27 protein-coding genes and 2 tRNA genes are annotated in these 25,356 nt (G+C 69.5%); 17 read left to right on the top strand and 12 right to left on the bottom strand.

Annotated elements, in window-relative coordinates; all coding sequences use genetic code 11:
- Positions 1–4 precede the first annotated feature (4 nt).
- A complete protein-coding gene (locus EGM46_RS08470) occupies positions 5–904 on the bottom strand; it encodes a MetQ/NlpA family ABC transporter substrate-binding protein (RefSeq protein WP_125099720.1) in 900 nt (299 codons plus the stop codon).
- Between the two features lie 211 nt (positions 905–1,115).
- Here EGM46_RS08470 and EGM46_RS08465 point away from each other — a divergent pair, with 211 nt between their 5' ends.
- From EGM46_RS08465 to EGM46_RS08450, 4 genes are all read left to right on the top strand, one after another.
- Positions 1,116–2,555 carry a glyceraldehyde-3-phosphate dehydrogenase gene (locus EGM46_RS08465; protein ID WP_125099719.1) on the top strand — a complete coding sequence of 480 codons (1,440 nt, stop codon included), beginning with the start codon at positions 1,116–1,118 and terminating at the stop codon, positions 2,553–2,555.
- Between the two features lie 58 nt (positions 2,556–2,613).
- Positions 2,614–3,462: a universal stress protein gene (locus tag EGM46_RS08460; RefSeq protein WP_125099718.1), complete on the top strand. Its 849-nt coding sequence runs from the start codon at positions 2,614–2,616 to the stop codon at positions 3,460–3,462.
- 170 nt (positions 3,463–3,632) lie between these two features.
- Positions 3,633–4,280: an MBL fold metallo-hydrolase gene (locus EGM46_RS08455; RefSeq protein ID WP_125099717.1), complete on the top strand. Its 648-nt coding sequence runs from the start codon at positions 3,633–3,635 to the stop codon at positions 4,278–4,280.
- Between the two features lie 34 nt (positions 4,281–4,314).
- Positions 4,315–5,580 carry an MFS transporter gene (locus tag EGM46_RS08450; protein ID WP_125099716.1) on the top strand — a complete coding sequence of 422 codons (1,266 nt, stop codon included), beginning with the start codon at positions 4,315–4,317 and terminating at the stop codon, positions 5,578–5,580.
- 65 nt (positions 5,581–5,645) lie between these two features.
- Here the strand turns inward: EGM46_RS08450 and EGM46_RS08445 are convergent, their stop codons facing one another.
- Positions 5,646–6,176, bottom strand: a complete 531-nt coding sequence (locus tag EGM46_RS08445; protein WP_346773388.1) for a flavin reductase family protein — start codon at positions 6,174–6,176, stop codon at positions 5,646–5,648.
- A gap of 203 nt (positions 6,177–6,379) precedes the next feature.
- Here EGM46_RS08445 and EGM46_RS08440 point away from each other — a divergent pair, with 203 nt between their 5' ends.
- Complete coding sequence (locus EGM46_RS08440; RefSeq protein WP_125099715.1) at positions 6,380–6,868, top strand: glutathione peroxidase; 489 nt, start codon at positions 6,380–6,382, stop codon at positions 6,866–6,868.
- A gap of 34 nt (positions 6,869–6,902) precedes the next feature.
- Complete coding sequence (locus EGM46_RS08435) at positions 6,903–7,175, top strand: DUF4031 domain-containing protein (protein WP_125099714.1); 273 nt, start codon at positions 6,903–6,905, stop codon at positions 7,173–7,175.
- On the opposite strand, the gene EGM46_RS08430 is transcribed toward EGM46_RS08435, so the two are convergent.
- Positions 7,172–8,116, bottom strand: a complete 945-nt coding sequence (locus EGM46_RS08430; RefSeq protein WP_206427541.1) for an NAD-dependent epimerase/dehydratase family protein — start codon at positions 8,114–8,116, stop codon at positions 7,172–7,174. The two genes, EGM46_RS08435 and EGM46_RS08430, sit on opposite strands and share 4 nt — an antisense overlap.
- Positions 8,113–8,373, bottom strand: a complete 261-nt coding sequence (locus EGM46_RS14855; RefSeq protein WP_206427540.1) for a hypothetical protein — start codon at positions 8,371–8,373, stop codon at positions 8,113–8,115. Before EGM46_RS14855 ends, EGM46_RS08430 begins: the two co-directional genes overlap by 4 nt.
- Before the next feature lie 88 nt (positions 8,374–8,461).
- Here EGM46_RS14855 and EGM46_RS08425 point away from each other — a divergent pair, with 88 nt between their 5' ends.
- Positions 8,462–9,052 (top strand): TetR/AcrR family transcriptional regulator, encoded by a 591-nt coding sequence (locus tag EGM46_RS08425; RefSeq protein ID WP_125099712.1) that lies wholly within the window; start codon positions 8,462–8,464, stop codon positions 9,050–9,052.
- 42 nt (positions 9,053–9,094) lie between these two features.
- On the opposite strand, the gene EGM46_RS14705 is transcribed toward EGM46_RS08425, so the two are convergent.
- Positions 9,095–9,457 (bottom strand): hypothetical protein, encoded by a 363-nt coding sequence (locus EGM46_RS14705; protein ID WP_164512845.1) that lies wholly within the window; start codon positions 9,455–9,457, stop codon positions 9,095–9,097.
- On the opposite strand from EGM46_RS14705, the gene EGM46_RS14700 reads away from it, so the two are divergent.
- Both EGM46_RS14700 and EGM46_RS08415 read left to right on the top strand, forming a co-directional pair.
- Entirely contained in the window at positions 9,450–9,638 is a 189-nt protein-coding gene (locus EGM46_RS14700) for a hypothetical protein (protein ID WP_164512844.1), read from the top strand. The two genes, EGM46_RS14705 and EGM46_RS14700, sit on opposite strands and share 8 nt — an antisense overlap.
- Before the next feature lie 66 nt (positions 9,639–9,704).
- Positions 9,705–9,893 carry an ATP-binding cassette domain-containing protein gene (locus tag EGM46_RS08415; RefSeq protein WP_125099711.1) on the top strand — a complete coding sequence of 63 codons (189 nt, stop codon included), beginning with the start codon at positions 9,705–9,707 and terminating at the stop codon, positions 9,891–9,893.
- A 974-nt stretch (positions 9,894–10,867) separates the two neighbouring features.
- Here EGM46_RS08415 and EGM46_RS08410 read toward each other — a convergent pair.
- Both EGM46_RS08410 and EGM46_RS08405 read right to left on the bottom strand, forming a co-directional pair.
- Positions 10,868–10,940, bottom strand: a tRNA-Val gene (locus tag EGM46_RS08410).
- A gap of 50 nt (positions 10,941–10,990) precedes the next feature.
- Positions 10,991–11,452 carry a peroxiredoxin gene (locus EGM46_RS08405; RefSeq protein ID WP_125099710.1) on the bottom strand — a complete coding sequence of 154 codons (462 nt, stop codon included), beginning with the start codon at positions 11,450–11,452 and terminating at the stop codon, positions 10,991–10,993.
- A gap of 329 nt (positions 11,453–11,781) precedes the next feature.
- On the opposite strand from EGM46_RS08405, the gene aceE reads away from it, so the two are divergent.
- From aceE to EGM46_RS08375, 6 genes are all read left to right on the top strand, one after another.
- Positions 11,782–14,508, top strand: a complete 2,727-nt coding sequence (aceE, locus tag EGM46_RS08400; RefSeq protein ID WP_125099709.1) for a pyruvate dehydrogenase (acetyl-transferring), homodimeric type — start codon at positions 11,782–11,784, stop codon at positions 14,506–14,508.
- Positions 14,509–14,536: 28 nt separating this feature from the next.
- The gene (locus EGM46_RS08395; RefSeq protein WP_125099708.1) at positions 14,537–15,736 is read left to right on the top strand and encodes a PucR family transcriptional regulator; all 1,200 of its coding nucleotides are present in this window, start codon (positions 14,537–14,539) and stop codon (positions 15,734–15,736) included.
- Positions 15,737–15,864: 128 nt separating this feature from the next.
- A complete protein-coding gene (locus EGM46_RS08390) occupies positions 15,865–16,782 on the top strand; it encodes an ACP S-malonyltransferase (RefSeq protein ID WP_125099707.1) in 918 nt (305 codons plus the stop codon).
- A 17-nt stretch (positions 16,783–16,799) separates the two neighbouring features.
- A complete protein-coding gene (locus EGM46_RS08385; RefSeq protein WP_125099706.1) occupies positions 16,800–17,804 on the top strand; it encodes a beta-ketoacyl-ACP synthase III in 1,005 nt (334 codons plus the stop codon).
- An 82-nt stretch (positions 17,805–17,886) separates the two neighbouring features.
- Positions 17,887–18,135, top strand: coding sequence for an acyl carrier protein (locus EGM46_RS08380; protein ID WP_017794148.1), 249 nt, complete (start codon positions 17,887–17,889; stop codon positions 18,133–18,135).
- Positions 18,136–18,231: 96 nt separating this feature from the next.
- A complete protein-coding gene (locus EGM46_RS08375) occupies positions 18,232–19,473 on the top strand; it encodes a beta-ketoacyl-[acyl-carrier-protein] synthase family protein (protein ID WP_125099705.1) in 1,242 nt (413 codons plus the stop codon).
- Positions 19,474–19,589: 116 nt separating this feature from the next.
- Here EGM46_RS08375 and EGM46_RS08370 read toward each other — a convergent pair whose 3' ends face one another.
- The 3 genes from EGM46_RS08370 to EGM46_RS08360 form a co-directional block, all read right to left on the bottom strand.
- Positions 19,590–20,078, bottom strand: a complete 489-nt coding sequence (locus tag EGM46_RS08370; RefSeq protein ID WP_125099704.1) for a Dps family protein — start codon at positions 20,076–20,078, stop codon at positions 19,590–19,592.
- A 171-nt stretch (positions 20,079–20,249) separates the two neighbouring features.
- Complete coding sequence (gene hemQ / locus EGM46_RS08365; RefSeq protein WP_125099703.1) at positions 20,250–20,972, bottom strand: hydrogen peroxide-dependent heme synthase; 723 nt, start codon at positions 20,970–20,972, stop codon at positions 20,250–20,252.
- A 37-nt stretch (positions 20,973–21,009) separates the two neighbouring features.
- Entirely contained in the window at positions 21,010–22,107 is a 1,098-nt protein-coding gene (locus EGM46_RS08360) for a ferrochelatase (protein WP_125099702.1), read from the bottom strand.
- A 196-nt stretch (positions 22,108–22,303) separates the two neighbouring features.
- Here EGM46_RS08360 and EGM46_RS08355 point away from each other — a divergent pair, with 196 nt between their 5' ends.
- Entirely contained in the window at positions 22,304–23,143 is an 840-nt protein-coding gene (locus EGM46_RS08355; RefSeq protein WP_125099701.1) for a FadR/GntR family transcriptional regulator, read from the top strand.
- On the opposite strand, the gene EGM46_RS08350 is transcribed toward EGM46_RS08355, so the two are convergent.
- Complete coding sequence (locus tag EGM46_RS08350) at positions 23,133–23,957, bottom strand: tyrosine-protein phosphatase (protein WP_125099700.1); 825 nt, start codon at positions 23,955–23,957, stop codon at positions 23,133–23,135. The genes EGM46_RS08355 and EGM46_RS08350 overlap by 11 nt on opposite strands.
- Positions 23,958–24,098: 141 nt before the next feature.
- On the opposite strand from EGM46_RS08350, the gene EGM46_RS08345 reads away from it, so the two are divergent.
- Positions 24,099–24,172: transfer RNA gene (locus EGM46_RS08345), tRNA-Ile, on the top strand.
- A 75-nt stretch (positions 24,173–24,247) separates the two neighbouring features.
- Here EGM46_RS08345 and EGM46_RS08340 read toward each other — a convergent pair.
- A complete protein-coding gene (locus EGM46_RS08340; RefSeq protein WP_125099699.1) occupies positions 24,248–25,342 on the bottom strand; it encodes a tyrosine-type recombinase/integrase in 1,095 nt (364 codons plus the stop codon).
- Positions 25,343–25,356 lie beyond the last annotated feature (14 nt).

Here is a 25,356-nt window from a genome sequence, read left to right as displayed (position 1 = left end):
TGCCCTACTCGGCTGCCGCGCGGTACGCGTCCTCGGCCTCGGTGAGCAGCTTCTCGAGCTCAGCGACCGGGGTCTTCACCGGCACGGCACCCTCGCCGACGTAGTCCTTCAGCGCCGCCTGCACGTCGGCGTTGTTCTGGTAGATCTCGACGAGCTTCAGGTACGTCTCGTTGTCCTTGTCCTCGGCGCGGGCCACGAAGATGTTCGTGTACGGCGCGGCCGCCTCGTCCTCAGCGCTGTCGGCGCCGAGCGAGTCCTCGAACTTCAGACCGGCCGGCTCGACGAAGTCGTTGTTCACGACCCCGGCGTCGACGTCCGGGAGGGCCCCGGGGATCGCTGCGGCGTCGAGCTCCGTCACCTTCACCTTGGACTTCTCCGCGATGATGTCCTCGACGGTGGAGCCGGAGTTGCCGCCGTCCTTGAGCTCGAGCAGGCCGAGCTTCTGCAGCACGAGGAGTGCGCGCGCACGGTTCGACTCGTCGTTCGGCACCGCGATGGTCGCGCCCTCGGGGATGTCCTCCGCCGAGGTGTACTTGTCCGAGAACAGGTTCAGCGGGTAGATGACGGTCGAGCCGATCGGCACGAGCGTGTCGTCGGAGTCGACGTTGTAGCTCGCGAGGTACGGCAGGTGCTGGAACTGGTTGAGGTCGAGCTCGCCCTGGCTGAGCAGGGGGTTCGGCTGCGGGTACTCGTCGAAGTCGACGATCTCGACGGTGATGCCTTCCTCGGCTGCCGCGTCGACGAACGTGTCCCAGTAAGGCTGTCCGCCCGGCACGACGCCGATCTTGACGGTCTCGTCCGCTGCGCTGTCCGCAGCGGGAGCGCAGCCGGCGAGCGCGGCGGTTGAGGCGAGTGCGAGTGCGGTGAGCGAGGCGGCGAATGCGCGGCGCTTGATGAACGTCATGGGGGTTTCCTTGGCTCGGTGCGATCGAATCAGTGGTGGCTGCGAGGCAGTGCTCCAGCCGAACACCTCAAGCCTCTGTCATCTCTTCGGCCACGCGGTAATCGTGGTGTCACACAGCGTCATGCGCGTGGGATACTGGAGGTGGCGCGACAGCGTACCGGCGGGCAGGCCGATCCCTCTTCACACCGTTTGGAAGGAATCCTCCATTCACATGAATCAGCGTGCTGATGCTCACCTCGAAGCTTGGAAGGCGAAGCAGGAACTCGCAGAGCGGATGATTCCGCTGATCGGTCAGCTGTACCGAGACCACGATGTGGTGATGTCGGTGCACGGCCGCAGCCTCATCGGCCGTTCCTCCGTCGACATCATCCGCGCGCACCGCTCGGCGCGAAAGATCGACGACGTCGAACTTCCCCTCGCTGAGACGTCGGCGATCGTTGAGACGCTGGCCGAGCTGCAGCCCGGCCCCGTTTCCGTCGATCTCGCGCTGCTCGCCAACGGCTTCCGCACCTCGGGCAGCTCGGATCTCGCCGCGTACCTGCGCGAGGTGCTCGCGCCGGCCTTCGAGGCGACGCCGGGTACCGGCACCGACGTGGTGCTCTACGGCTTCGGCCGGATCGGCCGCCTCCTCGCGCGCATCATCATCGACCACTCGGGCTCGGGCAACGGGCTGAACCTGCGCGCGATCGTGGTGCGCAAGGGCTCGGAGAACGACCTGCAGAAGCGCGCGAACCTGCTGCGCCGCGACTCGGTGCACGGCCCGTTCAACGGCACGATCACCGTGCTCGAGGACGAGGACGCGATCCTCGCGAACGGCGTGCGCATCCAGGTCATCTACTCGAACGACCCGGCGAGCGTCGACTACACGCAGTACGGCATCGAGGACGCGATCCTCGTGGACAACACGGGACGCTGGCGCGACGCCGAGGGCCTCGGCCAGCACCTGCAGAACCAGGGCATCGCCCGCGTGCTGCTCACGGCTCCCGGCAAGGGCGACATGCTGAACGTCGTCTACGGCGTCAACAACGACAAGATCACCGACGCGGACACGATCGTGTCGGCGGCGTCCTGCACGACGAACGCGATCACGCCGGTGCTCAAGGTCATCAACGACGAGTTCGGGGTGAAGCGCGGCCACGTCGAGACGGTGCACGCGTACACCAACGATCAGAACCTCATCGACAACTTCCACAAGGGCGATCGCCGCGGACGCTCGGCGGCGCTCAACATGGTGCTCACCGAGACGGGCGCTGCGAAGGCCGTGTCGAAGGCGCTGCCCGAGTTCGAGGGCAAGCTCACCGGCAACGCGATCCGCGTTCCCACCCCCGACGTGTCGATGGCGGTGCTCAACCTCCAGCTTGAGCGCGAGACCACCGCGGAGGAGATCAACGCGTTCCTCGAGCAGGTCTCGCTGACGGGCGCGCTGCGCACGCAGATCGACTACGTCGAGTCGCCCGAGATCGTGTCCACCGACTTCGTTGGCGCGAACCGCGCCGGCATCGTCGACGGCCTCGCCACGATCGTCACCGGGGACACCGCGGTGCTCTACGTGTGGTACGACAACGAGTATGGCTACAGCTGCCAGGTGGTCCGCGTCATGGAGCAGCTCGCTGGCAGCCACCCAGCCCACCTGCCGGCGCTGACGGCCTAACCGCGTCGCCGCGCCGCGCGGCAGCGCTTACGAAACACCCCGAGAGAAAGGACCGCACATGTCGGAGAAGTACCTCATCGGAGTCGACGGATCGGAGCAGAGCCGCGTTGCGCTCGCGTGGGGACTCGCCCGCGCAACCGAGCGTGGGGCGAGTGTCCGCCTGCTCCACGTCGCAGACGACTCGTTCCTGTCGGAGAGCGTCGCGTTCCTGTCCGAGGCGCAGAAGGCGTCCGAGCAGATGCTGCAGGCCGAGATCGCCCACGCGCGCAGCCTCGGTTATGTCGGCGAGATCGACGGGTCCGCCGTGGTCGGCCACCCGATCGCGGAGGTCGAGGAAGCCTCGAAGCAGGCGGATCTCCTGATCCTTGGTGAGCACGGCGGGAGCCGCTTCTCTGGCTCGTTCTTCGGCACGCGCGCCGTGAAGGTTGCCGCGACGGCGCACTGCCCCGTCGCGGTGATCCCCGCGACGAACGTGCAGCCGAACGCCGGGGTCGTCGTCGGTATTGACGGCTCGGAGGCGTCGCAGCGCGCGATCGCGTATGCCGCCGAGGAGGCCTCGTTCCGCGGGGTGCCGCTCATCGCCGTGTACGCGTGGATGCCCCCGCTCACCCCGGGTCTTGAGTACCTGTGGAGCGAGGAGCTCGTCGACTCGCAGCGCAGCGCAGCGGAGGAGGCGATCGCGATCGGCGTTGCCGGGCTCGCGGAGCGCTACCCCGACCTCGAGGTGCGGCGCGAGATCGTGCAGTCGCCGCCGGTCGCCGCGCTCGTGCAGGTGGCGCAGGGCGCCGAACTGCTCGTCGTCGGCAGCCGCGGCCGCGGGGGGATCTCCCGGCTGCTGCTCGGTTCGGTGAGCCACGGTGTGCTCCAGGCGCTCCCGTGCCCCGTGATCGTTACTCGCGCGGACTAATCTGAGCGCCGCGGCACTGCGTGTGCCGGGGAGGGGCGCTCTCGATCGGATGACATCCGCTCGGGGGCGCCCCTCCTCCTATTTCCTGGCTCGGCCCCGGGCGCCGATGCAGAACGGACCACCATGACCGCCCGGAATCATCGCATCACGAGAAGAGAGAAGGCAAGGGCATGACCGTCGTGTCAATTGAACGCATTCGTACGAGCCGGTTCATCGGGGCTGGGCGACCGGGCTACCCCGAGGCGGGCATCGCGCTCGAGAATAATGTGTGGCTCGTGGGAGACGACGAGCGGGTGCTCATCATCGACGCCGCGCACGAGGCGGCGGCCATCGTCGCCGCGGTCGGTGAGCGCGAGGTGCTCGGCTTGCTGCTCACGCACGGGCACGAGGACCACGTGAACGCCGCGGTCGAGGTCGCGCAGTCGCTCGACACGCACGTCTACCTGCACCCCGACGACCTGTTCCTCTGGCGAGAGACGCATGGGGACGCGCTTCCCGACTTCGAACTCGCGGAGGGCGCAACATTCCAGGTCGGCGACGTCGAGCTCATTACCAGGCACACGCCGGGCCACACGCCCGGCTCGGTGTGCTTCGTCGCGCCAGCGCTCGACACCGTCTTCTCCGGCGATACGCTCTTCCAGGGCGGCCCCGGGGCGACACGCTGGGACTACTCCAGCTTCCCGCAGCTCGTCGAGTCGATCCGCAGCCAGCTCTTCACGCTCCCGGCCGACCTCACTGTGCAGCCGGGGCACGGCGAGCACACCAGCATCGGTCTCGAGCAGCCAGCCCTCGAGGCCTGGCTCGCGCAGCGCTCGTAACACGCGGGACACGCGCGCCGGGTAGGATTCCCGGGTGCGTTCCCCCTCCCAGCCAACACGACCCGTTCTCGCGCCACACCGTCGCGCCATCGCGCTCTTCGCGCTCGCCCTCGGCGGGTTCGGGATCGGGGTGACCGAGTTCGCGACGATGGGGCTGCTGCCGACGATCGCGGAGGATCTGCTCCCCGGATTCGCGTCAGCCCCCGAGGTCGAGATCGCCCGCGCGGGAATCCTGATCACGAGCTACGCGCTCGGCGTCGTGGTCGGCGCCCCGACGGTTGCGATCGCGGCGTCGCGGATGTCGCAGTCCACCCTCACCTTCTGGCTGCTCGGTGTGTTCGTGCTCGGCTCCCTCGCGTCCGCGCTCATGCCGGCGTTCGGCTCGCTCGCGATCGCCAGATTCGTCGCGGCCCTCCCGCACGGCGCCTACTTCGGCGTCGCGTCGCTCCTCGCCGCGCGACTCATGGGGCCGGGAAAGCAGGGGCAGGGCATCGCGCTCGCGCTCTCCGGCCTCACGATCGCGAACGTCGTCGGGGTGCCGCTTGCCACCTGGCTCGGGCAACTCGCCGGGTGGCGGGCGGCGTACGTGTTCGTCGCAGGGATCTTCGCGGTGACGCTGCTGCTCACGCTCGCGTTCCTGCCGCGCGTGCCCGGCAACCCCACGCGCACGCCAGCGCGGGAACTCGTCGCCTTCACGAACCCCCGAATCTGGCTCATGGTCGGCGTCGGCGCCATCGGCTTCGGCGGTTTCTTCGCGATGTACTCATACATCGCCGAGGTGACCACGCGCGTCGCCGGGCTGCCGGCTGGCGCGGTGCCGTGGGTGCTCGCCTGCGTTGGCATCGGCATGACGCTCGGCAACCTGCTCGGGGGCTGGGCGAGCGACCGCCACCTGAGCCGCACGATCGTGTGGGGGTTCTGCGGGCTGATCGCCGCGCTTATCGCCTACGCGGCGTTCGCGCAGACCCCGGCCTCGCTGATCGTGCTGGCCTTCCTCGTCGGCTTCGCGTCGTCCGTGCTGGTGCCCTCGATCCAGGCGCGGCTGATCCGGATCGCGCACGAGGCCGAGCTGCTCGGCGCCGCGGTCAACCACGCAGCGTTCAACATCGGCAACAGCCTGGGCGCGTGGCTCGGCGGGCTCGTGATCGCGGCGGGTTTCGGGTATCTCGCCCCCGGGTGGGTGGGCGCGACACTCGCGACGATCGGGCTCGCGCTCGCCGGGGTGAGCTTCGCGGTCGAGCGGCGTGACAAGCGCCGCGGCCTCGACACGGTCGGCATCCGTGTAGTGGGCGAGGCGTGACGGCTGCCTGATCCGCTGAGCCGCTGACGAGTCGGTGAATTGGTGAGTCGGTGAGCCGGAGCGGGTCAGTCGATCCGCTCGCCCAGCTCGTAGAACTCCCGGTCCAGATAGCTCATCGCGGGCCCGACCTCGCCGAACACCGCGCCGATGACCTCGGCGACCACGATCACCGACGACCCCACCCCGAGCGAGTGCAGCGCGCGGCACCGGAGCGCCACACGCGTGCCGGGCAGGTACGGCTCACCGGTCTCGAGCTCGGCCCACCCTTGCTCAGCGGTGAAGCGATCCGCACCAGACACCGCGAAGGAGCGCGCGATGTCTGCGTGGCGTCCGTCGAGCAGGTGCACGAGGATACTGTCGGCCGAGAGCACGCCGCCCGCGCTGCCCGTCGCCCGCGTCACGGAGAACGAGAGCGTCGGCGGGTCGATGCCCACCGACGACACGCTCGATGCGGTGAGGCCCACCGGCCCGTCCGGGGTCTGCGCGGTGATGACCGCGACCCCCATCGGGTGGTGCCGGAACGCGAGTTTCAGCGCGTCGATCCCGGGCGTGAGGTCGGCGTCGTAGCGCGGTGGGGTGGCGTGGTGCTCGGTCACTGAGGTCTCCTGTCGGGCACGTGCGAACGCTGCGCCGTGCGGTCTGCCCGGTGCAACGCGGGGCGCGGGCTCGGCATTCCCGCGCCGCGCTGCCGCGGCGTGATCCCGCGCAGCGATGCGATCCCGCGATGCGAGCGCGCTCGGCTACCCCGCTCAGCATATGCGCAGGGCGACCGGAGCTCGATGCGCGTACGCTTGGGGGCATGCAGCTGAGAGAGATTCCACTCACCAAGCTCGACGGCACCACCACCTCGCTCGCCGAGTTCGGCGACCAGGCGGTGCTGATCGTGAACGTCGCGTCGAAGTGCGGGCTCACGCCCCAGTACGCGAAACTCGAGGAGCTGCAGCGCACGTACGGGCCGCGGGGCTTCACCGTGCTCGGGGTGCCGTGCAACCAGTTCCTCGGGCAGGAGCCGGGCACCGCAGAGGAGATCGCCACGTTCTGCGCCGCGAGCTACGGGGTCACGTTCCCGATGCTCGAGAAGACGCTCGTCAACGGGCGTCGTTCGCACGCGCTCTACCGCGAGCTCCGCGCAGTCCCCGACGCCGCAGGGCGACGGGGACGCGTGCAGTGGAACTTCGAGAAGTTCCTGGTCGCACCGTCAGGGCAGATCTCCAGGTTCCGCCCGAAGACGGAACCGGACGACCCCGCGATCGTCGCGGCGATCGAGGCGGCGTTGCCATCCGCATAACCGAGTTCGCACCCGGAGGGCGTATCCTCTTCGGATGACCGTTCTCATCGATCCGCCCGCCTGGCCGGCGCACGACCGGCTCTGGTCGCACCTCGTGAGCGACTCCTCGCTCACCGAGCTGCACGCGTTCGCGGCGGCCAACGGGATCCCAGCGCGCGGCTTCGATCACGATCACTACGACGTGCCCGAGGAGTTGCATGCCCAGCTGGTGATTGCCGGTGCGGTCACCGTCAGCGGGAACGAGCTCGTGCGTCGGCTCATCGGGTCCGGGCTGCGCGTGCGTGCCCGCGACCGCCACGCGGCCTAGGGCGCGGGCTGGCTGGCTGCGCCGCGCCGCGGCTGATCGCGGAGATCGGGCACCGCTGACATCTGGATCAGCTCCGCCGTGCTCACCGCCCGCCCCGGCGCGTTCGCGACGAGCGCCGCTGCGCCGAGTGCCGTGAGCACTCCCGTCGCCCGCGACTGCCCGGTGCCGCGCACGCTGAGCGCCGTGCCGGTGCGCCGATTCACCGCGACCAGGGACCACTCGGCGCTCCCCCAATGCGGCACGCGCGCGAGCAGCGGGGCGAGGCGCGGAAACCGGCCAACGAGGCCGAGCGCGCGGGTGGTGGCCCGGCCGCCGGTCGCGAGGTAACTTCGCACCGTGATGCCGGTGGGAACGCCGGGCAGGACGTGGTCGGGGAAATCCGCTCGGAGGTAGCTCCGCTCGCCAGTGGGCGACGGCAGCCGCCGCGCGCCACGCAGATTCGGCACGACGCCCGGCTCGGGAGCGCGGTGCACGGCCGACCCCGCGAGGCCTGCGGTCCAGGCGACCGCCGCGGGCCCGTGCGCTTCGCCGGTGCCGAGCGCGATGCCGAGGTCGACCTCGTCGCCCGGCCGCGTCGCGAGCGCGTGCACGAGGAGCGTGGTGAGCCCCGGGGCGAGGCCGGCACCGACGAGCACCGACTGGCCGGCAGGGACGGCCGCCGTGAGCGCCTCCAGGTAGCGGCCGGTCGCGGAGATGTCGACGAAGGCGGCGGGCGCGCACGCGGCGGCCAGCTCTGGCAGCTCAACGCCGGACGCGTTGATCACGACGTCGTACCCCGCGGCGGCCGCCGTGAGCTGCGACAGCCCGGCGGGCGCGGACAGGTCGATGCGCGCGCTGCTGCTGCGGCGTCCCGCGGCGGTCGCCCTGTGGCCTGCGCGCGTAAGCTCGTCCACGATCACGCGGCCGACGGCGCCCGTGCCGCCGAGGACGAGGGCCCTCACGCGCCGCCCCCTGGCGCGCCGCGGTGCGCGGTACGGCCCGCGAGCCGGCGGGCGCGGAGCGCGGCGATCCCGCGCATGAGGAACGGCACGGCCCAGAGCACGGCGATGGGCACGACGATGCTGATGGTGACCGCGAGCGCGAGCGGCTCCGGCCAGTCGGCGACGAGCGGGCCGATGAGCGCGCGAACCCCGAGCGCGAGGGGCAGGATCGCCGCCCAGGTGGCCAGGACCCGGAGGGAGGCAGGAAGCTGAGACATCATTCTCCAAACGATTGTTTGGAAATGAGTGTATGTCGGCGTGGATGGTTTTGCAAACGTTCATTTGGAGATGAGGTAGGCTATCGGCATGGCGTGGGACACAGCGGCGACTCGGCAGGCACTCCTCGACGCGGGCGCGCGGCAGTTCGCGCGGCACGGCTTCTCCGGCGCGCGCATGGACGGGATCGGCGCCGATGCCGGCGTCAACAAGGAGCGCGTCTACCAGTACTTCGGCAACAAGCGCGGGCTCTTCGACGCGGTGCTCGCCGACCGCCTGGGCGACCTCCTCGGCGCGGCAGGCTCGCCCGAGCCCGGCTCCGGGTCCGCGGGAATCGGTGCCTATGCTGGGGCTCTCTTCGACCGATTCGCCGCGCACCCCGAGCTCGCCCGGCTGCTCGCGTGGGAGAACCTCGAACTCGACGACACCGCCGACGCGGACGCGCGAGCGGCGCGCTGCGCGGCGCAGGCCGGCGCGCTCGCCGCCGCCTCCCCTGCGATCACGCGAGCCGCCGCGCCCGGCCTCCTCCTCAGCATCGTCACGCTATGCGCCGGGTGGTGGGTGTTCGGGCGCGTCGCGGAGATGATCAGCCCGGCCGCGAGCGCTGCGGACCGTCGCGCCGAGATCGTCGCGCAGGCCGAGGCGCTCGCGGAGGCGGCGGAGGTGCTTGCGGGAGCCTAGCGACCACCCCACTACCAACCACCGGGGCACGCGCCGCCGCACTCATCCTGCTCGCGCGAGGCCCCGATTCCCCGCGATCGGCTCCGCCGGGCGGGCAGATAGCGGGAGGATGGCGGCAACCGGCGCGTCGCTGGCGTGCTGCTGGCGTGGCGATTCGCCCGCGCCGTCGAAACGATGCTCGATATGCGGGAAGACGACGACGTGACGAGAAAGCCGGTGGCGCGCTACCGACAGGCCAGCGGATGGACGTAGGAACGACTGGCCGCGGAGGCCGGGATCGGGGTGCGCACGGTCCAGCGCGTTGAGGCCGGTCAGGACGCGAGTTTCGAGACACTCACCCTCGTCGCGGGTGCGCATCGCCTGGGCGTGGTGGTGGCTCTTCACCAGGGTGGGCATCGTGGTCACGATGCTGAGCTTCTTCCTCGACTTCCTCGGGCTCGCCGTCGTCGCGGCGTACTGGGCGGGCGGCCCGATCATTCTGGTGTCGGTGCACCGCTTGAGACACGACGCGAGGCCGGGCCAGTGCGGAGATCCGGCCCATGGTCCTGCCGACGCGCCAGTCAGAGGTCCGGACACCCGGCCGTGACCGCAGTCGACCCTCGCGCTCACCGAGGTCTCCTTCGCGTACCCGTCCTCGGGCGGGACAACCCCGGTGCTGCACGACGTGTCGCTCTCCGTCGATCAGGGCGAGTGGATTGCGGTGACGGGGCCGCCAGGCTCAGGGATGCCGACCGCGTTGCTCCGCGCGGCCGGACGGCTCCGCACGCAATCGGGCCGTATCGCGCTCAACTGCATCGGCGTGCTGCGCGCGACCGAGCGCACACTCACCGCGCTACGATAGGCCCGCATCGCGCTCATCTTTCAGGAGCTGCACCTCGTCCCGTCACTCACCGCGTTACAGAACGTCGAGCTGCCCGCCTACTTCGGTGGGGCGCGGCGGCGACAGGGGTAATACTGGCGTTGCGCCGGGGCTGACCACGCTTAAAACCCACACTGCTCCACACGCGGAGCACGCCGCGGGAACCTGCCTCTCAGCACTTGTGTTCGGGATCGCGCGGCACGGGGTCGTGGCCGTAACGGATCGACGCTGCACCGGGACGGCCGCTTTGCTGGTGCCATCTGCTCATTTTCGGAACCGTGGTTGGAGGGATGCACCTCAACGTCCTGAGTCGAGGCAGGGTGTTCGGTGCGCTCACTGCCGAGCTCCAGCGCTGGGCGAGGCTCATCCTCGCGTGGCCCGTGCGCACAGCACCTCCGCTGCTAGGCACGCACGCGAGTGATATCGCACTCGCGCCGGTCGACCCCCTCCCCTGGCGCATCCAGCGCGCGCCGTGCGACTACTGGAGCCCATACAGGCAGACCGGCTCATTCAGACCCCGCACTCGCCCGCCCCACCACGGCAGCGTTCGCGCCTCTCCATCTGGGTCGGACACCACGCCGCCGCGCGCCGTCACTCCTTGATCAGGCCGCAGCGCTGCGACCCACGCCGCAGGTGTGACTCGTCGCCACATGGCACTGTGCGCAGCGCTGGATCATGCTGCGGTGGCGGGGCCCAGGCTACACCGAGGGCATCGTCGAACTCCCGCTCGCACGCTCTCAAGTGCCCCTAGAACACCGCTGCTCGCGACGCTCCTCACACTCTTGAGTGGGCTAATCCTGGCCGCACCCTCCAATCGGGCGTGCAGTCGCTGAACGTGGGCTAACTGCTCCTGATGACGACGCTCTGGCTCACCCTGCGTCTTTCGCCCGGTGCGGCCGCCGCGCGGCGGAACGCGACTCGGCGAGGCGCACACCAACGAACTGTGAGAAAAACGGTGGGCCCGGCCGGGATCGAACCGACGACATCCACGGTGTAAACGTGGCGCTCTACCAGCTGAGCTACAGGCCCGAGCGAATCGGACTTCCCAAGTGTATGGGAAACCGATCCGCGAACGCGAATTAGGCGATCGCCGCGAGCGCCTCCCGGTAGGAGCCGAAATCGCGGGCCTCGCCCGGCGCGGTCTCGAAGGACGCGAGCACGCGGCGGTCCTCGCCGATCACGAGGGTCGCGCGCGTGGCGATGCCCGCCTCCTCGACGAACACGCCGTACTCCTTCGCGACCTGACCGTGCGGCCAGAAGTCGGAGAGGATGGAGAACTCGTAGCCCTCCTGCTCGGCCCACGCCTTGAGCGCCCACACCGAGTCCACCGAGATCCCGAGCAGGCGCACCTTGCTGTCCGCGAAGATCGCGAGGTTGTCGCGCAGCTCGCACAGCTCGCCCGTGCAAATGCCGGAGAACGCGAGCGGGAAGAACACGAGCGCGACGGGGCCCTCGGTCACCAGCTCGGAGAGGGTGAGCTCCTCGCCGTGCTGATCCGACAGGGTGAAATCTGGCGCCTGCGCGCCGACCTCGAGCACCATAGTGTGCTCCTTTCTCGGCGCGAAGCACCGTGCTGAACAGTCCGTGGTCTCCAACACTAGCGACGCGCACCCCGGCGTGAACAGCGTGTCCCACCGCACTTCCTGCGAATCCCCGCACTTCCGGGCGCGGCGTGCGGGCGAAACGCCCGACACTTGCCCATTTTTTGGCCGTTGCGTGCACGGATCTGGCGCTCATACCATTCCACATCGTGGATATTCGATAGTGTGGGGAGCACACCCGCGAACCACGCGGGCGCCTCTCGTGCTGCGTTCCGACGCACCAAGCCGCATCGACCGCGCAGCACGCCTCTGGTGAATGGAGCACAATCTTGGCTGTGAACACGCAGGATCCGTACGCACCCGACAGCGACGACCTGGATCCCCAGGAGACCGCCGAGTGGCGCGACTCTCTCGACGCGGTGGTGGAAGAGCGCGGCGCCGGCCGCGGCCGCGAGATCATGACGAGCCTGCTGGATCGCTCGCGTCAGCTCCACTTGAACGTGCCGCAGGTGCCGACGACGGACTACGTCAACACGATCGCGTCTGAGGACGAGCCCGACTTCCCCGGCAACGAGGAGCTGGAGCGCCGCTACCGCTCCTGGATCCGGTGGAACGCCGCGATGACGGTGCACCGCGCGCAGGCCCCCGGCATCGGAGTCGGCGGCCACATCTCGACGTACGCCTCGGCGGCTTCGCTCTACGAGGTGGGCTTCAACCACTTCTTCCGCGGCCAGGATCACCCGGGCGGCGGCGACCAGATCTTCGTGCAGGGGCACGCCTCCCCCGGCATGTACGCGCGCGCCTTCCTCGAGGGCCGGCTCTCCGCCGACCAGCTCGACGGCTTCCGCCAGGAGAAGTCGCACGCCGGTGGCGGGCTCCCGTCGTACCCGCACCCGCGCCTCGCCCCCGACTTCTGGCAGTTCCCCACCGTGTCGATGGGCCTCGGCCCGATCAACGCGATCTACCAGGCGCAGCTCAACAAGTACCTCACGAACCGCGGCATCAAGGACGCGTCGGATCAGCACGTCTGGGCCTTCCTCGGCGACGGCGAGATGGACGAGGTCGAGAGCCGTGGACAGCTGCAGGTCGCGGCCAACGAGGGGCTCGACAACCTCACCTTCGTGATCAACGCGAACCTGCAGCGGCTCGACGGCCCCGTTCGCGGCAACGGCAAGATCATCCAGGAGCTCGAGAGCTACTTCCGCGGCGCCGGCTGGAACGTCATCAAGGTCATCTGGGGCCGCGAGTGGGACGACCTGCTGAACCGCGACGCCGATGGCGCGCTGCTCAACCTCATGAACACGACGCCCGACGGCGACTTCCAGACGTACAAGGCGGAGAACGGCGCGTTCGTGCGCGATCATTTCTTCGGCCGCGATGAGCGCACGCTGCGCCTCGTCGAGAACTACTCCGACGAGCAGGTCTGGGGCCTCCGCCGCGGCGGCCACGACTACCGGAAGGTGTACGCCGCCTACCAGGCCGCGATGGAGCACAAGGGACGCCCGACCGTCATCATCGCGAAGACGATCAAGGGCTACGGTCTCGGCCCGCACTTCGAGGGCCGCAACGCGACCCACCAGATGAAGAAGATGACGCTGGAAGATCTGAAGATGTTCCGCGACACCATGCACATCCCGATCACCGACGCGCAGCTCGAGGCGGATCCGTACCGCCCGCCGTACTACCACCCGGGCGCGCAGGACGAGGCGATCGAGTACATCCACGAGCGCCGGCGCTCGCTCGGCGGCTACCTGCCCGAGCGCCGTTCGACCCACGTCGACCTCGCGGTTCCCGCAGACAAGTCGTACGCGATCGCCGCGAAGGGTTCGGGCACCCAGGAGGCCGCGACCACGATGGTATTCGTGCGCCTGCTGAAGGATCTCATGCGCGACGGCGAGTTCGGCAAGCGCATCGTGCCGATCATCCCCGACGAGGCTCGCACCTTCGGCATGGACTCCTTCTTCCCCACGAAGAAGATCTACAACCCGCACGGTCAGAACTACGTTTCGGTCGACCGCGATCTGCTGCTCGCATACAAGGAGAGCCCCGAGGGCGTGCTCATCCACGTCGGGATCAACGAGGCTGGCGCCTCCGCGGCGTTCACCGCCGTTGGCACCTCCTACTCGACGCACGGCGAGCCGCTCATCCCGGTCTACATCTTCTACTCGATGTTCGGCTTCCAGCGCACGGGCGACGCCCTGTGGGCTGCCGGCGACCAGATGGCGCGCGGCTTCCTGATCGGCGCGACCGCCGGTCGCACCACGCTGACCGGCGAGGGGCTCCAGCACGCTGACGGGCACTCGCTCGCGCTCGCGTCGACGAACCCGGCCGTCGTGGCGTACGACCCGGCATACGGCTACGAGATCGGCCACATCATGCGCGCGGGCATCGAGCGCATGTACGGCGGCACGCACCCGGATCCCAATGTGATCTACTACCTGACGGTCTACAACGAGCCGATGATCCACCCGGCCGAGCCGGCGGACGTCGATGTGGACGGCATCGTGCGCGGCATTCACCGCGTGCAGGCGGCGACCGCGGGCACGCACCGCGCGCAGATCCTCGCCTCCGGCGTTGCCGTGCCGTGGGCGCGCGAGGCGGCCGAGCTGCTCGCGAAGGACTGGGACGTCGCGGCCGACGTGTGGAGCGTGACCAGCTGGAACGAGCTGCAGCGCGACGGCGCAGCCGCGGAGCGTGACGCGCTGCGCGATCTCACCGCGACGCCGCGCACGCCGTACCTCACGGAGAGGCTCGCCGGCGCCGAGGGTCCCGTGGTCGCGGTCAGCGACTGGGCCACCCAGGTGCCCGAGCAGATCCGTCCGTACGTGCCAGGCGACTACTCCGTGCTCGGCGCCGACGGCTTCGGCTTCTCGGACACCCGCGCGGCCGCCCGCCGCTACTTCGGCATCGACCGCGAGTCGGTCGTCGTCAAGGTGCTGCAGCGCCTCGCTGCGCAGGGGAAGATCGACGCGACCATCCCCGCGCGCGCGGCCGAGCAGTACCGCCTGAACGATGTGAACGCCGGCACCACCGGCGGCGCAGGCGGGGACGCGTAGGACGGATGGCGCAGGGGGTCGGTCGCTGATGGACCGCGCGAAAGAGCAGGAGTTGGCGTGGCTGCGCACCATCACCGGTGAGCTGTCCACGCTGACCCTGGCGCGCCTCGACGAGACGCTGCCCTGGTACGGCAGCATGCCGCCGAGCCGCCGCTCGGCGGTGGGACTCGTCGCGCAGACTGGCATCACCTCGTTCATTCAGTGGTACGAGGACCCGAGCTCGACCCCCTGGATCGCCTCCGACGTGTTCAGCGCGGCACCGCGCGAACTGCTGCGCTCGATCAGCCTGCAGGAAACGCTGCAGCTCATCCGCGTCGTGGTGACCGTTGTCGAAGAGCGCGTCGGCCCGCGGAGCGAGGCGCTCCGCGAGGCGATCATGCACTACTCGCGCGACGTCGCGTTCGCGGCGGCCGACGTGTACGCGCGAGCCGCCGAGGCGCGCGGCCTGTGGGACGCGCGACTGGAGGCCCTCGTCGTCGACTCGATCCTCACGGGTGAGAGCGACGACGAGCTGCCGAGCCGGATCGCGGCACTCGGCTGGCACGGTGAGGGCGAGGCCGCAGTGCTCGTTGGCTCAGCCGAACGCAGCGTGGACGTCGACCAGCTGCGCCGCTCGGCGCGACACGCCGGCGCGGACGTGCTCATCGGCCTGCAGGGCACGCGACTCGTGCTCGTGCTCGGCCGCGTGGATCCCGCACAGTCGGACCCCTCGTCGGCGTCGCAGGGCGCCGATCCACTCCCCTTCATCGAGATCGCCGCGCGCCTGGCCGACGGCTTCTCGGACGGCCCGCTCGTGCTCGGCCCCACCGTCGCGAACCTCGTCGACGCCTCGCGCAGCGCGCGGGCGGCCCTCGCCGGGGTCGCCGTCGCACGCTCGTGGCGGAAAGCGCCGCGCCCGGTCCTCGCCGACGACCTCCTCCCGGAGCGGGCGCTCGCTGGCGATGGGCTCGCGCGGCGCACACTCATCGAGCAGATCTACGAACCGCTCGCTGCGCACTCCGGCGAGCTCCTCGAGACGCTCTGGTGCTACCTCGACAACGGTCGCTCGCTCGAGGCGACCGCGCGCGAGCTCTTCGTGCACCCGAACACGGTGCGGTACCGGCTCAAGAAGGTGTCGGACGTGATCGGGTGGAACGCGACCGGCGCGCGCGAGGCACTGATTCTGCAGTCCGCGCTGATCGCCGGATCGATCGCGCAGCACGGCCGCAGGCCGAACGCGACGAAGTAGCGACCGGGCGTTTCTCCCCCGCAGGCGCGCCGGAATCTGCCAAAAATACGCGATCCATACAACGATCTTTTGGATTTATGGTGGGGAATATGCAGGCTGCGCGCCCCTGATCTGAGAAACTGGAACACGTGATTGTCATCGCCTGCCCTGGACAGGGCTCCCAGACCCCAGGTTTCCTGAGCGAGTGGCTCGAGCTGCCGGGCGCCAGCGAGTTCCTCGCCGAAGCGTCCGAGCGCGCCGGTGTCTCCCTCATCGAGCACGGCACGCAGAGCGACGCCGACACGATTCGCGATACTGCGATCGCGCAGCCGCTCATCGTCGCGGCGAGCATCCTCGCCTGGCGTGAACTCACGGCGCGCACCGACCTCAGCGGCGTGGGTGTCGCCGGCCACTCGGTCGGCGAGTTCGCTGCAGCAACCGCCGCCGGCGTGCTCGATGCCGCCGACGCGCTCGAGCTCGTCGGCGTGCGCGGCCGCGCGATGGCCGAGGCGGCAGCCCGCGAGGAGACCGGCATGGCCGCCGTGGTCGGGGGCGTCGAGGACGACGTGCTCGCGAAGATCGCCGAGCACGGACTCACGCCGGCGAACCGCAACGGCGGCGGCCAGATCGTCGCCGCCGGATCCCGCGCAGCGCTCGCGGCGCTCGCGGAGGATGCACCGCGCGGCGCACGCGTGATCGCGCTTCAGGTGGCCGGTGCGTTCCACACCGAGTACATGGCGAGCGCGATCCCCGCGCTGCGCGACGCCGCGGCGAACGTCACCGCGCACGATCCGAGCCGCACGCTCTGGACGAACGCCGACGGCTCGCGCGTCACGAGCGGCACGCGCTACGTCGAGCTGCTCGTCTCGCAGATCGCGCAGCCGGTGCGCTGGGACGCGTGCATGGCAGACTTCCAGGAGGCCGGGATCACCGGCCTCATCGAGCTCACACCAGCTGGAGCACTCACCGGCATCGCGAAGCGCGCACTCAAGGGCGTGCCAGCGGTCGCCATCAAGTCTCCTGCCGACCTCGACGCGGCGGTCGCCATGATCGCCGACGCCGCCTGACCGAAGGACGCCACACTATGTCTCCTCTCGTGCAGCCCACCGGGCCGACGCACTCGCGGATCCTCTCCATCGGCGCCGCGCGCGGCGACCTCGACGTGCCGAACGACGACCTCGTCGGCCCGATCGACTCCTCCGACGAGTGGATTCGCCAGCGCACCGGCATCATCCAGCGCCGCCGCGCGAGCGCCGAGCTCTCGGCGGTTGACCTCGCGGTCGCCGCAGGCGAGGAAGCGATCACGCGCTCCGGGCTTGACCGCGCGGCGATCGACGGCGTGATCATCTCCACGATCTCGAACGTTGCGGTCACCCCGTCGATGGCCTCGCTCGCAGCGCACCGCCTCGGCCTCACGCCCGCTGCGGCGTTCGACATCTCGGCCGCGTGCGCCGGCTACGTCTACGGTGTGGCGCAGGCCGACGCGCTCGTGCGCTCCGGCGTCTGCACCAACGTGCTCGTGATCGGCGCCGAGAAGCTCTCGGATCTCGTCGACCCGACGGATCGCAGCATCTCGTTCCTCCTCGCCGACGGCGCCGGCGCCGTCGTGGTGGGGGCGAGCGACCACGCCGCCATCGGACCCACCGTGTGGGGCTCTGACGGCGAGAAGTGGGACACGATCCGCATGACCTCCACGTTCGAGGAGTACCGCAACAACCCCACCGAGGTGGCCTGGCCGACGCTTCGCCAGGACGGCCAGACCGTGTTCCGGTGGGCCGTGTGGGAGATGGCGAAGGTGGCGCGCCAGACCCTCGAGGAGTCCGGCATCGAGGCGAAGGACCTCGCCGCGTTCATCCCGCACCAGGCGAACGCACGCATCGTCGACGAGTTCGCGAAGCAGCTGAAGCTGCCCGAGAGCGTCGTTGTCGCACGCGACATCGAGATGCAGGGCAACACCTCAGCGGCCTCGATCCCGCTCGCGATGCACGCGCTGCTCGAGGAGCACCCAGAGCTGTCCGGCGGCCTCGCCCTGACGATCGGCTTCGGTGCCGGCCTCGTCTACGGCGCGCAGGTCGTCGAACTCCCGTAGGCGTTCTCGCGCGCGGCATCCGTCCGCGCCGGTCACGCCTCGATACACTTCATCAGCCAGCACCAATCTAAGGAGAAACACCATGGCATTCAGCAACGAAGAGGTCCTCGCCGGACTTGCCGAGCTCATCAACGACGAGACCGGGATCGCGGCCGACGTCGTCGCACTCGACAAGTCGTTCACCGACGATCTCGACATCGACTCGATCTCCATGATGACGATCGTCGTCAACGCGGAGGAGAAGTTCGACGTGAAGATCCCCGACGAGGAAGTCAAGAACCTCAAGACCGTCGGCGACGCTGTCGACTTCATCGTCAAGGCTCAGGCCTAAGACTCCCCCGGTTGCCGGGAGACGGGCCACCGCCCGTCTCCCCGCCCGGACCCACACGCCCAGCCCAGGAATTCACCTCACCCGGAGCAGCAACACATGACGAAGAAGATTGTCGTTACCGGCATTGGCGCCACCTCCCCGATCGGCGGAACCGCCGCGGAGAGCTGGGACGCACTCATCGCCGGCGCCTCTGGCGCGAAGACCCTTACCCACGACTGGGTGGCGCAGTACGAACTTCCCGTGCAGTTCGCCGCCGAGGCGAAAGTACGCCCAGAGGAAGTGCTCGCGCGTCCCGTCGCGAAGCGCCTCGACCCCTCGAGCCAGTTCGCCCTCATCGCGGCGATGGAGGCGTTTGCCGACGCCGGCTCCCCCGAACTTGATTCCGAGCGCCTCGGCGTCGACTGGGCCACCGGCATCGGCGGCCTGTGGTCGCTGCTCGACGCCTGGGACACCCTCCGCGAGAAGGGGCCGCGCCGCGTCATGCCGCTGACGGTCCCCATGCTCATGCCGAACGCCCCGGCCGCCGCGGTCTCGATGCACTTCGAGGCGCGCGCATACGCACGCACCGTCGCCTCGGCCTGCGCGTCGAGCACCGAGTCCATCGCCGCCGCCTACGAGCACATCCAGGCGGGCTACGCCGACGTCGTGATCGCCGGCGGCTCCGAGTCGGCCATCCACCCGATCACGCTCGCCGCGTTCTCCTCGATGCAGGCGCTCTCCAAGCGCAACGATTCGCCCGAGACCGCGTCGCGCCCGTACAGCATCGACCGCGACGGCTTCGTGATGGGTGAGGGCGCCGCAGCGCTCGTCCTCGAGAGCGAGGAGCACGCGCTGGCGCGCGGCGCGAAGATCTACGCGGAGATCGCGGGCGGCGGCGTGACCGCTGACTCGTACCACATCACCGCGAACGACCCCGAGGGACGCGGCGCGAGCCGGGCCGTCGAGCTCGCGCTCGAGCAGGCCGGCGCAACGCCGGACGAGGTGACGCACATCAACGCGCACGCCACCTCCACCCCGGTGGGCGACGTCGCCGAGTACGCGGCGCTCCGCAAGGTGTTCGGCGATCGCATCGATTCGATCCCCGTCTCCGCGACGAAGGGGGCGACCGGTCACCTCCTCGGCGGCACCGGCGCGCTCGAGGCGCTGTTCACGATCCTCGCGGTGAAGCACCGGGTGGCTCCCCCGACGATCAACCTGAGCGAGCAGGATCCCGAGATCCCGCTCCAGGTGTCCGGTGCGCCGCAGGAGCTCGCGGCGACCCCGCAGCTCGCGATCTCCAACTCGTTCGGCTTCGGCGGTCACAACGCGGTCGTGGCGATCCGCTCCTACGACGCGTAACCCGCACGCTCACGCAGAGAGGCCCCCTCCCGGTTCGGGAGGGGGCCTCTCTGCGTGAGCTCCGGGCTGGCGTGCGCAGCGGGTGTGCGCTTCGCCTGTGCAGCCCGCTGGCGAGCCTACGCCGCGACGTGCGAGGCGAGGAACCAGCGATCCTTATCGAGCTGCTGCGCGATCGCGATCACGATGTCCTGGCTGACCGGGTCGATCTCCTCGAGCCCCTTGACCGCGGCGTATACCGTGACGAGCGTGGCGTCGATCTGCGCGACCATGTCGCGGATCGCGTCGTCGGCCTGGCGGAAGCCATCCGCGAGCTCCGGCGTGGTCGTGCGCGCCGCAACGGTGCCGATGCGGCCGTCGACGGGAAGGCCCAGTGCGACGATGCGCTCCGCGACCTCGTCGTATGCATCGCGTGCACGGCCAACGACCTCGTCGAGGAGCTCGTGCACCGCGATGAAGTTGGTGCCGCGCACGTGCCAGTGCGCCTGCTTGCCGTTGACGGACAGCGCGATGAGATCGTGCACGACCGGCGTGAGGTACTGTGAGACGCCGCTCGGACGGTGCAGCTCGCCCTGGGCTGCGGGAACTGTGATCTGAGTCGTTGCCATGAAGTGATCCCCTTCGTTTCGGATGAACCAGGATCGTGTGAATCCGTGGTCATGTACGTCCAACAACACCAACGGTACGCCGATTATTTCGAAGCGCAAGCAAGGAAAGGCTCGGCTTACCGTCCGCAAACTGCCCGATCGGGCAGTGAATCCACGGCCTGAGTGCCCGCGCTACGCGAGGATGCGTGCGAGGAACTCGAGCGGCTCGACGCGCGGTCCCGTGAAGAACGGGATCTCCTCCTTGACGTGCCGGCGCGCCTCCGTCGCGCGCAGCTCGCGCATGAGATCGACGATGCGCAGCAGGTCGCCCGACTCGAACGCGAGCAGCCACTCGTAGTCGCCGAGCGCGAACGAGGCCACCGTGTTCGCGAGCACGTCGCCGTAGTCGCGCGCTGCGGCGCCGTGCTCGCGGAGCATCTCACGACGCTCATCGTCGGGCAGGAGGTACCAGTCGTTGCTTCGCACGAACGGGTAGACGCACACGAAGTCGCCCGGCGCGTCGCCCGCGAGGAACGCGGGAACGTGTCCGCGGTTGAACTCGGCCGCGCGGTGCACGCCGATGTTCGACCACACCGGCTCCAGGCGACCGGCGGTCCACTCGAGCACCGTGCGGTACGCCCGCTGCAGCGCGGCGGTCGTTGGTGCGTGCCACCAGATCAGCAGGTCGGCGTCGGCCCGGAAGCCGGCGACGTCGTACCAGCCGCGCGTCGAGAGCCCCTCGATCGCGTCGAGCTCGGCGATCAGCCCGGCGGCGATCCCGCGCCAGGCGGGGCTCACGCCGACGCCCTGCTGCACCCGCGTCTCGCGGAACACCGCGTACATCGTGTAGTTGGTCTCCGCGTTGATGCGCTCGGCCTGCGCGCTGTGGTCAACGACGGGCGTGCTGCTGCTCATGATGCTCCTTCGATGGGTCGGGTGTCGGGAAAATTCACTAGTCGTGCGCGCCGGCGAGCACGGGGATGCCGGTCACCTCGCCGTGCCGCATGCGGCAGCTGCCTGCCGGGGCGACGTCGGGGAACGCGCCGAGCGTGCCGGCGGTGGGCGCCGGCACGTCCTCTCCGCGCTCGCGTGCCGCGCGCTCCAGGATCATGTCGACGAGGCCGCGGATGAACGGCTCACGCACGCTGACCGTGCCGGCGCGTGCGGCGGCGATGCCGTGCTCCGCCGCCGTCTCGAGGGCCTCGACGTCGAGGTCGAACGCGACCTCCATGTGGTCGGAGATGAAGCCGATGGGCGCGATCACGATCTTCGTGACGCCGGCCTTCGCCAGCTCCTCGATGTGATCGTTGACGTCGGGCTCGAGCCACGGGGTGCGCGGGTCCCCCGACCGCGAGCAGTACGCGAGCGAGGAGGCCACCGGCTCCCCCGCAGCTGCGGAGAGTTCGGCGTCGATCACGGCGCGCACGTCCTCGTGCTGCTCGCGGTACCCCGGGCCGGTCACGGCCGAGGCGTCCTGCATGGTGTCGGGGATCGAGTGGGTGACGTACACGATGTGCGCGCCGGCGATGCCGCCGGGCAGCGTCGCCCCGGCCTCGCGGATCGCGTCGAGGTTCGCGCGCACGAAGCCCGGGTCGTTGAAGAACGGGCGGAGGATGTCGATCTCGGGTGCCTGAGCGCCGAGCTCGGTCGATGCCGCGGCGAGGTGCTCGCGGTACTGGCGGCTCCCCGAGTAGGAGGCGTACGCGCTCGTGACGAGCGTCAGCACGCGGCGCGCGCCGAAGGCGTGCGCACCGCGCAGTGTGTCGACGGTGTACGGGTGCCAGTTGCGGTTGCCCCACACCACGGGCAGCTGGATCCCGCGGCGCGCAAGCTCGGCCTGCAGCGCGGCGACGAGTTCGAGGTTCTGCTCGTTGATCGGGCTGCGGCCACCGAAGTGGTGGTAGTGCTCGCCGACCTCGGCCAGGCGCGCCTCGGGGATCCCCTTCCCGCGTGTGACGTTGCGGAGGAAGGGAATCACGTCGTCGGTCTCATTGGGACCGCCGAAGGAACACACGAGGAGGGCGTCGTAGGGCAGGGCGTTTTCCGTCATGTTCTGCACCGTACCACCAGGGATCCTGTACATCTGATGTATAACATCGGATGTGGCAGATCAGATCTGAAATTCGGTGTTTCGTGCGGGATCATGGCCGGCCGTGTCGCTGACTCGCGGCGCGTGCCCAGCTGATCACGCCCCCCGCTCGCTATAGTGAAGCAACGTATTCAAGTTCTCCACAGGAGTTGCTGCGATGGCTACCACGACACGAGGTTCGCAGAAGGCGCGCGACACGCTCGAGTTTTTGCGCGAGAAGATCTCGAGCAGCGAGTGGGACGTCGGCACCCTGATCCCGAAAGAGCCCGAGCTCATGGAGCTCATCGGCGTCGGAAAGTCCACGGTCCGCGAGGCGGTGCGCTCCCTCGCGGCGTTCGGCATGCTCGAGACGGTGCCGGGAGTCGGCACCTTCGTGCGCGCGCGCACCCCGGTCAGCACGCTCCTCACGGAGTTCCTCGCCGATCACTCGCTCGAGGAGGTGCTCGTGTATCGGCGCTCCCTCGAGATCGAGGCGGCGCAGCACGCCGCGGTGCACCGCACCGAAGCGCAGCTCGCCGGCCTCCGCGCGGCCGTGCGGCGGGCACAGGAGGCACCCCCGGGCACCGCAGTGGACTCCTGCGACCACAGCACCAACCCCGGCTCCTTTCACCTGCTGGTGGTCGAGGCGAGCGGCAGCAAGCTCCTGCTCGATCTCTACCTCGGCGTGATGTCGCTGCTGCAGCGCGCGGCAACGGAGGGGCGAGTGATCCTCGGCACGACGCTCGACACAATGCACCTCGACCACGGTGCCGTGCTCGACGCGATCGCGGAGCGCGATGTGCGCAGCGCCGCGCACTCGATGGCGCTGCACGTCGACCGCGATCTCGGGCTCCGCACGGACATGCTCGACTTCGCCGCACAGACCGAGCGCGCCGCATCGCTCATCGGCGCTGGCTACGATCCCGGTGCGAGCCTCGGCGATCCCGAGTCCGCGCCGGTCGAGCTGACGCTCCGGCCGGGCGGCGGCCAGCCCCCGGCGGCAGCGGCTACGCGCTGAGGAAGCGCTGGCGCACGGCCTCGCGCTCGACCGCGCTGAGCCGCAGGCCGTTCTCGAAGTAGCCGGCCATGTCGCCATACTCCGCGCTCACCTGCGCGAACGCGGTGTCGAGGTAGTCCTCCTGGACGCCCAGCAGCGGCCGCAGCAGCTCGGGATCCACCCCGGCCTGCTCGGCGCGGTCGAAGAGCGGCGCGAGCCGGGGCAGGAGGTCCGTGTTCGTGCGGAGGTAGTCGGCGCGGATGACGTCGTCCGGCGTGCCGAGCAGCGACAGCAGGGCGGCGGCGGCCCAGCCGGTGCGGTCCTTGCCGGTCGTGCAGTGGAACAGCACGGCGCCGGGTGCGGACGGGTCTCCGAGGCGCACGAAGAAGTCGCGGTAGGCGCTGCGCGCTGAGGGCAGCGACACGATCTCCCGGTAGGAGTCGCGAAGCGCCTCGGCGATCCCGCCACCGGAGACGAGCGCGAGGAACTGCGCGGGATCGGCGAGCAGCGCTGGGATGTTCGCCGCGCCGGCGCTCGGGCTGTCGGCGAGCACATCGAGCGCGAGCGGCGCGATCTCGGCGGGCAGCTGGTCTGGCGCTGCCGTGGTCTCCGCCGCGGTGCGGAAGTCGACGGCGAGGGCGACGCCGCGCGCGGCCAGCTCGGCCCCGTCGGCGGGTGAGAGCTCCGCGAGCGAGGCGGAGCGGTAGACGCGGCCGCGCGCGACGGAGCCGCCTTCGGCTGGCAGTCCCCCGAGGTCGCGGAGGTTGGCGACACTCGCGAGCGTGATGCCTCGATCGTCGGTGAAGTGGCTGTGCGTGTCGGTCCCGAGCTGCATGCCGCCAGTCTAGCCCCGGCGCGCACGCCCCAAACTCTCACTTTGTTCGAGTTTGGGCCGCTTCACCCCCGGCATACCGGTCGAAACTCACCCCAAGTTCCGGGCGGGCGGGCCGAATCCCCTAGGATGGGAGGGTTGTTCGGGGCGGTAGCTCAGTTGGTTAGAGCATCGGACTCATAATCCGCCGGTCACGGGTTCAAGCCCCGTCCGCCCTACTCCTTGTGCCGCTTCGATTCTGAGGCGTCGTCCTGCGTCGTCGGCTTCGGCTTGGTCGGTGTGTGGTCGGTGGTCTAGCTCGAATCGGCTCCCTCCGCCTCGTAATGCTGCGCGGCGGTGAGTGCCTTATCCAATCGGTTCGCTACGGCATCGAGGTCGGTTGGGAACATGCTCGCGTAGTGCTTGAGAGTGACGCTGGGATCGCGGTGACCGAGTAGCGCGGCAACTGCGGGGACCGTGGCTCCAGCCTGGATCGCTAGGGAAGCACACGTATCTCGGAAGTTGTGCGGGGTGATCCCGTTCAGTCCGGCCCGTTCGAGCGCGGGATTCAGAACGCGGATCCGATAGTTGTTGTTCCTCAGGGGAATGTGCGGCTGTGAAGCGTGAAAGAGGAAAGCGTCTCGCGGTAGATCTGCTGCCCAGTCTAGTAGGTCGGCGACGACGGAGGCGGGCAACGGAACCGTCCGTGCCTGGTGCGTTTTCAGATCGCCGAGATGCATCACACCGCCCGTCTCGGACCACGCGCGCACCAACCGAAGTGCACCCGTCGCAGTGAGGTCCGAGACCCGAAGCGCCGTCAGCTCGCCCCACCGAGGACCGCCGTAGCAAGCGACCAGCACGAGCAGCCGGTCCTTTCGCGTCGGCATCTGCTCCGCGAGCCGTAGAACCTCCGTGTGCGTAAGAGGTCGAGGCTCACCGGCCTGCTGCGCGGGAAGACGAACGCCCAGGGTCGGGTTCGTGTTCGCCGCGCCGTCACGGATCGCAAGTTCGATAGTGCGCCGGAGCACGGCAAGTGCACGCCGAGCCGTCGAAGGCGACAACCGGATCGCAATGTCACGGGCCCAAGCCGCAACCTCGGAGTGCTTCAACATTCCGATTGGGCGGCGTCCGAATGCTGGCTCGACATAGAGCCTGAACTTCGCGCGACGATCAGCCACAGAAGATGGCTTTCCGCCTTCGAGGGTCGCGAGCCAAAGTTCGGCCCATTCCGCAACGGTCACCGCTTCGCTGGTCGACGGATCAACCCATTGGCCAGCGGCGAGAGCGGCCTTTGAGTCACGCTCCCAAGCTTCCGCGTCTCGTCTGCGGGTAAACGTTTTGCTGCCGACATAGCGGCGGCGATAGTAGAGGCGGACCCGATAAGTTCCGTTCGCTCTCTTATCGATCATGTCTTCCTAACAGA

The sequence above is a fragment of the Leucobacter chromiireducens genome (assembly GCF_003917135.1).
Lineage (GTDB): Bacteria > Actinomycetota > Actinomycetes > Actinomycetales > Microbacteriaceae > Leucobacter > Leucobacter chromiireducens_A.
The sequence above is the reverse complement of the archived record's forward strand: the minus strand, read 5'-3'. Positions and strand labels throughout refer to the sequence as shown.